This is a genomic window from Streptomyces sp. WAC05292 (assembly GCF_003949955.1).
In the GTDB taxonomy this organism is placed as follows: domain Bacteria; phylum Actinomycetota; class Actinomycetes; order Streptomycetales; family Streptomycetaceae; genus Streptomyces; species Streptomyces globosus.
The window spans coordinates 1-6,088 of sequence record NZ_RPSE01000378.1 but is presented as its reverse complement, the minus strand read 5'-3'; the positions used below and the strand labels follow the sequence as shown (position 1 = coordinate 6,088).

The window sequence follows — 6,088 nt, the reverse complement described above, 5'->3', positions numbered from 1 at the left end:
CCGTAGCGTCATGTGCGCATCTGCGCACATGACGCTACGGTGGTGGGGAGAGCCCGTCCCGCCGAGCGGAAGGCACCCGCATGTTCCCGGTCCTGCGCAACCGCGCCTACCGGCACCTGTTCGCCGCCCAGGTCGTCGCCCTCACCGGCACCGGCCTGGCCACCGTCGCCCTCGGACTCCTCGCCCACGACCTCGCCGGGCCCCGCGCCGGATCCGTCCTCGGCACCGCCCTGGCGATCAAGATGGTGGCGTACGTCGCCGTCGCGCCCGCCGTCGGCGCGCTCGCGCACCGGCTGCCGCGCCGCGCCCTCATGGCCGGCTCCGACCTCGCCCGTGCCGCCGTCGCCCTCTCGCTGCCGTTCGTCGACCGCGTCTGGCAGGTCTACCTGCTGGTCTTCCTGCTCCAGGCGGCCTCCGCCGCGTTCACCCCCACCTTCCAGGCGGTGATACCCGACGTCCTGCCCGACGAGCGCGACTACACCCGCGCCCTCTCCCTCTCCCGTCTCGCCTACGACCTGGAGAGCCTGTTCAGCCCCGCCCTGGCCGCCGCCCTCCTCGCCGTCACCACCTACGACCGCCTCTTCCTCGGGACCGTCGCCGGATTCCTCGCCTCCGCCGCACTCGTCCTCTCCGCCGCCGTACCGCGCCCCGCGGCCGACACCGCCTCAGCCGGGGACGGCCGGCACGCCGGGCACGCGCACGCCCGCGTCGCCGCCGGCGTGCGCCTCATCCTCGCCGCCCCGTCCCTGCGGGCCCTGCTCCTGTTGAACCTCGCCGTCGCCGCCGCCGGCTCCCTCGTCGCCGTCAACACCGTCGTCTACGTCCGCGACCTGCTGGGCCGCGGCACGGGCGACGTCGCCCTCGCGCTCGGCGCCTACGGGGCCGGCTCCATGGTCGTCGCCCTCGCCCTGCCACGCCTCCTCGACCGCGTGGCCGACCGCACCGTGATGCTGCGCGGCGGAGCCGCCCTCGCCGCCGTCCTCGCCGCGGCCGGCGGCCTGACCGCCGCCGGACCCGGGCCCTTCTCCTGGCCCGCGCTGCTCGCCGCGTGGGCGGCGCTCGGCGCCGCCGGGTCCGCGGTGCTCACCCCGGCGGGCCGCCTGGTGCGCCGGGCGGTCCCGGCCGGGCGGCGCACCGAGGCCTTCGCCGCACAGTTCTCCCTCTCCCACGCCGGCTGGCTGCTGGCGTACCCCCTGGCCGGCTGGGTCGGGGCCGCCGCCGGCCTGACCGCGGCCGCCGCCGTCCTCGGGGTGCTCGCCGCCGGCTCCGTGCTCGCCGCCGCCGCACTGTGGTGCCCTGCCGCACAGCCGTCCCCGGAGCCCGCCGCGGACGCCGCCCGCGAGCCCACGCCCGTCCCCGTGGCGGCGGCCGCGGGGACGGGCCGCCTGCACCGCCTCCTCGCCCCCCGCCACGGCCACTGAGCCGGGGGTTCCGCCCGCCGGGGTTTTCCACAGGCCGCAGCACGGTGTCCCCGCGGGTCGGTAGGCTGCCCGTCATGACCCTTACGGACGCGACCCCCGAGACCAGCGCCGCCCTGGAGGTGCTCCACCGCGTCTTCGGGTACGACTCGTTCCGCGGCGAGCAGCAGCAGATCATCGAGCACGTCGTCGGCGGCGGCGACGCCCTCGTGCTGATGCCCACCGGCGGCGGCAAGTCGCTCTGCTACCAGATCCCGGCCCTGGTCCGGCGCGGCACCGGCGTGGTGGTCTCCCCGCTGATCGCCCTCATGCAGGACCAGGTCGACGCACTGACGGCGCTCGGCGTCCGGGCCGGCTTCCTGAACTCCACCCAGGGCATCGACGAGCGGCGCACCGTCGAGCAGCTCTTCCTCGCCGGCGAGCTCGACCTCCTCTACCTCGCCCCCGAACGGCTCCGCACCGAGGGCACGCAGCGCCTCCTCGACCAGGGCGAGGTCTCCCTCTTCGCCATCGACGAGGCACACTGCGTCGCCCAGTGGGGCCACGACTTCCGCCCCGACTACCTCGCGCTGTCGATGCTCCACGAGCGCTGGCCCGACGTCCCGCGGATCGCCCTGACCGCCACCGCCACCCCGGCGACGCACGCCGAGATCGCCACGCGGCTCGGCCTGGAGGGCGCCCGGCACTTCGTCGCGAGCTTCGACCGGCCCAACATCCAGTACCGGATCGCCGGGAAGAACAACCCGCTCAAGCAGCTCCTGGACCTGATCCGCAGCGAGCACGAGGGGGACGCCGGCGTCGTCTACTGCCTCTCGCGGTCCTCCGTGGAGAAGACCGCGGCGTTCCTCGTGGAGCACGGCATCGACGCCATCGCCTACCACGCCGGCATGGACGCCGCGACCCGCGCCGCCAACCAGTCCCGGTTCCTGCGCGAGGAGGGCGTCGTCGTCGTGGCGACGATCGCGTTCGGCATGGGCATCGACAAGCCGGACGTGCGCTTCGTCGCCCACCTCGACCTGCCGAAGTCGCTGGAGGGCTACTACCAGGAGACCGGCCGCGCCGGCCGCGACGGCGAACCCGCCACCGCCTGGCTCGCGTACGGGCTCCAGGACGTCGTCCAGCAGCGCAAGATGATCGAGGGATCGGAGGGCGGCGACGCCCACCGCCGCTCGCTGACCGCCCACCTCGACGCCATGCTCGCCCTGTGCGAGACCGTCGACTGCCGCCGGGTCCGGCTGCTCGCCTACTTCGGCCAGGAGTCCGGTCCCTGCGGGAACTGCGACACCTGCCTGACCCCCGCCGAGTCCTGGGACGGCACGGTCGCCGCGCAGAAACTCCTGTCCACCGTGTGGCGGCTCGCCCGCGAGCGGCGGCAGAAGTTCGGCGCCGGCCAGATCATCGACATCCTCCAGGGCAAGAAGACCGCCAAGGTCATCCAGTTCGACCACGACCAGCTGTCCGTCTTCGGCGTCGGGGCGGACCTCGGCACGGCCGAATGGCGCGGCGTCGTCCGCCAGCTGCTGGCCCTCGGCCTGCTCGCCGTCGAGGGCGAGTACGGGACGCTCGTCCTGACCGAGGCCAGCGGGGAGGTCCTCGGCGGCCGCCGGAGCGTCCACCTGCGCAAGGAGAAGGCGCCGGCCGGCGGCCAGGCCCGCAAGGACTCCGCAAGCCGCGGCAGCAAGGGCGCGCGCGTACCGGTCGACCTCCCGGCCGCCGCGGTCCCCGTCTTCGAGGCCCTGCGGACCTGGCGTGCCGAGACCGCCCGCGAGCAGGGCGTCCCGGCGTACGTCGTCTTCCACGACGCGACGCTGCGGGAGATCGCCACCCGCCTTCCCGCGACCACGGCGGAACTGGGCACGGTGGGCGGCGTGGGCGAGGCGAAGCTGGCCAAGTACGCGGAAGGCATCCTGGCGACCCTGGCCACCCTGTCCGCGGCGGCCCCGGCTGCCGCAGAGCCCCCGGCCCCGGCCCGGACCCCGACCCCCGCAGCCCGCCCGTCTCGCGACGACGAGCCCCCGCTGGACGAGGAACCCCCCTTCGACCCGGAGGAGATCGACCCGCCCTGGGACGACTGGGAGTAGGCCGAGCCCCGGGGGAGGGGCCCAGGATGGCTCGCCGGGCTGGGCTGGGCTGGGCCGGCTGGGCCTAGCCGGGCCCGGCGGGATGGCGCGTCGGCGGGCCTTGCCGGCAGGATCGCCTCATGCCCCGGACCGGTGACCCTGGTCGTACGTGACTACGACGAAGCCATCGCCTTCCACCGGGACGTCCTCGGGTTCGAGCTCCGGGAAGACACCCGGATCGACGACGACAAGCGGTGGGTGGCCGTCTCCCCGCCCGGTGCCCGGGAGACGGCCCTGCTCCTGGCGAGGGTGGCGACCGGCGGCCGGGAGGACCGTATCGGAGAACCCGACCGGCGGCCGGGTCGGGTGGTTCCCCACCCCCGACGCGTGCGAACGCGACCACGCACGGATGCCGGCGGCCGGCGTCGTGTTCGAGGAGGCACCCCGCCGGGAGCCGTACGGCACGGTCGCCGTCTTCCGGGACCTGCACGGCAACCGCTGGGACCCGCTCAAGCTGCACCGGTCCGGCGGTACCGGACGGTAGACGTCCTCGAAGCCGCGGCCCTGCCGCCTGCACGGCCGCGCCCCGCGCGCGCTGCCCCCCAGGCCCGGCCGGGGTGTTCGGGCCGCGCCCGGTGGGGACGGGGCGGGCGCCCGGATCCGGCGCCACACCCTCCCACCGTTGACGGTGGGTCAATCTCCTTGGGCCGGGAGCCGGGTTGACCGGTCCGAGAGGGCTCACCGCCCGGGATGCGCGCCGCTCCGCTCCGGGTCGCGTGGTGGGTGCCGGCGACGGAAGTCCGTCCCGGCGGGCATCGAGCCCCGGCGGCGGGCTGCTTGGCGGAGCGCGGCGCACTCCGGGACGAGTCCTCCGCCCGCGGGAGCGGGAGCCCGCCGGACGGGCGCTTCGCAGGGCGCCCCGCCGGCCAAACCGCCTGCCTGCGAGGCGACTTCCGCCGGCCCGTGATGCCCGCCCGAGGTGCGCGGGTCGCCCGGGTGCGGGGCGCTCGATCCCGGGCCAAGCTGAGTTCATGAGCGACGACCCCCCGGGCCGGGCCGCCTCGGAGCTGCGCCTCGCCCTGGCGATGCGCGGAGGCGTCAGCCTCGCCGTGTGGATGGGCGGGGCGTGTTGTGAGGCCGCGGCTCTGCGGGCTGCGGCTCCCGGCCGACGCCCGCAGGGCCGCGAAGGCGCCCGGCCGCCCGCCGCCGATGCCGCGGGTCGGCAGGGTGGACCGGCGGGCGACGCGGAGGGGCCGTACGAGCCGGACATGCCGCCCGGCGCGGAGGCTGCGGGTAGGGCGGGGAGCGCGGGGAGCGCGGTCCGCCCGGGGGCGCCGGACGGCGCGGCCGGGCCGGGCAGGGCCGGTGGCCTGGATGCAGGGGGTCGGCTCGCCCCAGGTGCCCCAGGTGCCCCAGGTGCCCCAGGTGCCCCGGATGCCCCGGGCGGCCCCGCTGCCCCGGGTGAGCGCAGTTCGTCGGGTGGCCCCGGCAGCCCGGGAGGCCGTAGGGCGGCCGACAGCCCGCCGGGAGAGCCGGGAGAGCCGCGTGCGCCGGGTGCGCCGGGCGGTTCGGGTCCTGCCGGCGCAAGCGGTTCCCTCGGCGTCGATGCAGGCGGTTGCACCGCCTCGGGCGGGCGCGTCGCCGCGGGCGGCGCCGCGCGCCCGTACGCGCCCCCTGCCCCGGCCGGGTCGCCCCACCCTGCTGCCGGTACCGCGGAGGTCGGCTCCTCCGGTCCGGGCGCCGGCCCCGCCGACGGCGACGACTTCCTCCCGGGTGCTCCCGCCGCCGCGGGCGGCGCCGCGGCCGGGGGCCCGCCGGGCGCCGGCGGGCAGGAGGTGTACCGGGGCATGCTGGCGGCCTGCGGGTATCGGCATGTCGGCATCGATGTGCTTGCCGGCACGAGTGCCGGTGGGCTCAACGGGGTGCTCATGGCCTGCCACCTCGTCTACGGGATGCCGTTCGGGCGGGGCGTACGCGATCTCTGGCTGCGGGTGGGGGACCTGGAAGGGCTGCTGCGGCGGTCGCGGCCGTTCTTCGTGCCCGATTCGCTGCTGCGCGGGGACGCCGTCTTCCACCAGGAGCTGTGCACCGCCCTCGGCCGGCTCGTCGACCAGGCGCCGCCCGGCTGGAAGCCGCCCGCCTCGCTGCGGCTGATGCTGACCGCGACCCGGCTGCGGCCCCGGCCGGACCGGGTGCGGCCCACCCTGGGCGCGCCGCTGCCCGTCGGCCGCTCGCAGGCCTACTTCCGGTTCCGCCACCGGGCCGGCCTGACCGACTTCCCGGACGAGTCCACCGGGACCGCCCGCGACGCCGCCCTCGCCCGGCTGGCGTACGCGGCGCGCGCCTCGTCGTCCTTCCCGGGCGCCTTCGAACCCGCCCGGGTGTACGTCGGCCCCGGATCGCAGCTGGCCTCCGCCGACCCCCGCGCGATCGACATGCGCGGCGTCAGCAGCGAGACGGGCCACCCGGACCCCGACCTGGACGGCTGCGTGGAGCTCGTCGACGGGGGAGTGCTCGACAACATTCCCGTCGCCTGGGCCGTGCGGGCCATCGCCGCGGCCCCCGCGGTCCGCCCCGCCGAGCGGTGGCTGCTGTTCCTGCAACCCGTCC

The 6,088-nt window shown here is 76.8% G+C and carries 3 protein-coding genes and 1 pseudogene; all 4 read left to right on the top strand.

The window, feature by feature from the left end; translation table 11 throughout:
* Positions 1 to 80: 80 nt before the first annotated feature.
* A complete protein-coding gene (locus EF903_RS27155; RefSeq protein ID WP_125547525.1) occupies positions 81 to 1,421 on the top strand; it encodes an MFS transporter in 1,341 nt (446 codons plus the stop codon).
* A 74-nt stretch (positions 1,422 to 1,495) separates the two neighbouring features.
* Positions 1,496 to 3,499, top strand: a complete 2,004-nt coding sequence (recQ, locus tag EF903_RS27150; RefSeq protein ID WP_125547523.1) for a DNA helicase RecQ — start codon at positions 1,496 to 1,498, stop codon at positions 3,497 to 3,499.
* Between the two features lie 111 nt (positions 3,500 to 3,610).
* Positions 3,611 to 4,022, top strand: a pseudogene (locus EF903_RS27145) (VOC family protein).
* A 1,384-nt stretch (positions 4,023 to 5,406) separates the two neighbouring features.
* The coding region (locus tag EF903_RS34380; RefSeq protein WP_260615989.1) for a patatin-like phospholipase family protein at positions 5,407 to 6,088 on the top strand (682 nt) is incomplete at its 3' end.